We start from the raw sequence: 1,470 nt of genomic DNA, 5'->3' as shown, positions 1-1,470 counted from the left end.
CAAGGTACATGATATTGGGTTTCAATGCTCAAAAGAGAGTATAAGATCACAGCGCTTTACTCGAAGCAACCTGTTTATTTTTGACTAAAAAACATTCGTGATCTTGCCCTGAGTTACCACCCACTTGATTTAACGGATGATTTTTCTTGCCATTTTGAGATTTGTGATAAATTCTTAGGTGCGACATAAACCGTTTCCCTGCCATCTTTATGTGTTTTTAATAAACCTAATTTTTCCAACTGGTTGAGATCATTTCGTGCTGTATTGTCTGATACCCCCATTCTGCCGCGAATTTCTGCCACAGTGAAAATATTTCCCGGCCTGGCAAAAGCAATATTTAGCAATGCGCGCTGTCTGGCATTCAATTCAGCGATGATGTTTGATTCGTAAAGGAATGTTTCTACTTCAGCCCGGGTTTTTATAATGTGTTTTATATAATTAAGATATTCCTCGATTGCCCGCTCAACAATCTGACACTGATAATCAACAAAATAAGTGAGATCAAACTGGTCAGTCTCTGTATAACAGTATGCCTTTGCATAAGCAGTTGAGGATTTTTTCAGTAGCTTACTGATGGAGATGTATTTAAATGCAGTATAACCACAGCGCAGCATGTACCAGTAAAATAAGGCTCTTGCCGTTCTGCCATTTCCATCATTAAAGGGATGAATAAATCCCATCATAAAATGGAGAACAATAGCTTTTATTAATGGGTGTAAATAATCAACACCAGCCTGTCGTTCATGGGAGGTATTTGCCCAAAGACAGAGTTCTTCTATTCTCTGTTCGATTTCTTTGCAGGAAGGTGGAGTGTGTATAATTTCACCGTCTATGCCTGCAACAACAACATCATTAGTCGTGCGGAATTGGGCTGGTTTATATTTATCATCGTTAATTCCCTCAACTGCAATAGCATGAATTTCTCTGATAAAAGCAGGAGTAAGCTTATCATTGCAGTGTTCTGTAATATACGCCATCATTCGATGATTACCCATAATCATACGCTCACTTTCGTCTCTCGGAGGGCGTTGGATTTTGAGCATTTCTAAAGCGGCTTGGCTGGTTGTAGCTGCACCTTCCAACTGGCTGGATGAAATTGACTCCTCGGCAATAAGTTCATCGAATAAATATCTTGAGGCATTGAGTGGTTCCAGCAACTCAGCGTGTCCGGCTGAAGAAGTCAGACGATCTATTTTAGAACAAATTTGTTTAATAATTGGTGTTGTGAAAAGTTTAGTCAGTTGATCCGAGCCATCACCTGTCAATGACAGTTGTTAAAGACAGATGGGGCCATTTCTGCGATATCTGTAAGTGCAGGGGGACGTTTAATTTTCATCTTTCACCGCAAATTTAGATAAATTCTTGGATTCACATATTAAGTGCAACATCGTTATAAACGAAGTAAATGAGTTTTTGTACCTTTAAATAGCTCATCCGGCGTATTGTAACCCCGTGTTTTTCGTGGTCGCT

1 protein-coding gene is annotated in these 1,470 nt (G+C 39.5%); it reads right to left on the bottom strand.

Annotation, left to right across the window (positions count from 1 at the left end):
- Positions 1-113: 113 nt before the first annotated feature.
- Entirely contained in the window at positions 114-1,265 is a 1,152-nt protein-coding gene (locus AAC854_RS22445; RefSeq protein WP_340619028.1) for a Fic family protein, read from the bottom strand.
- Between the last annotated feature and the right edge of the window lie 205 nt (positions 1,266-1,470).

The sequence above is a fragment of the Xenorhabdus entomophaga genome (assembly GCF_037996725.1).
GTDB classification, from domain to species: domain Bacteria; phylum Pseudomonadota; class Gammaproteobacteria; order Enterobacterales; family Enterobacteriaceae; genus Xenorhabdus; species Xenorhabdus khoisanae.
This window is presented reverse-complemented; position numbering and strand designations above follow the sequence as displayed.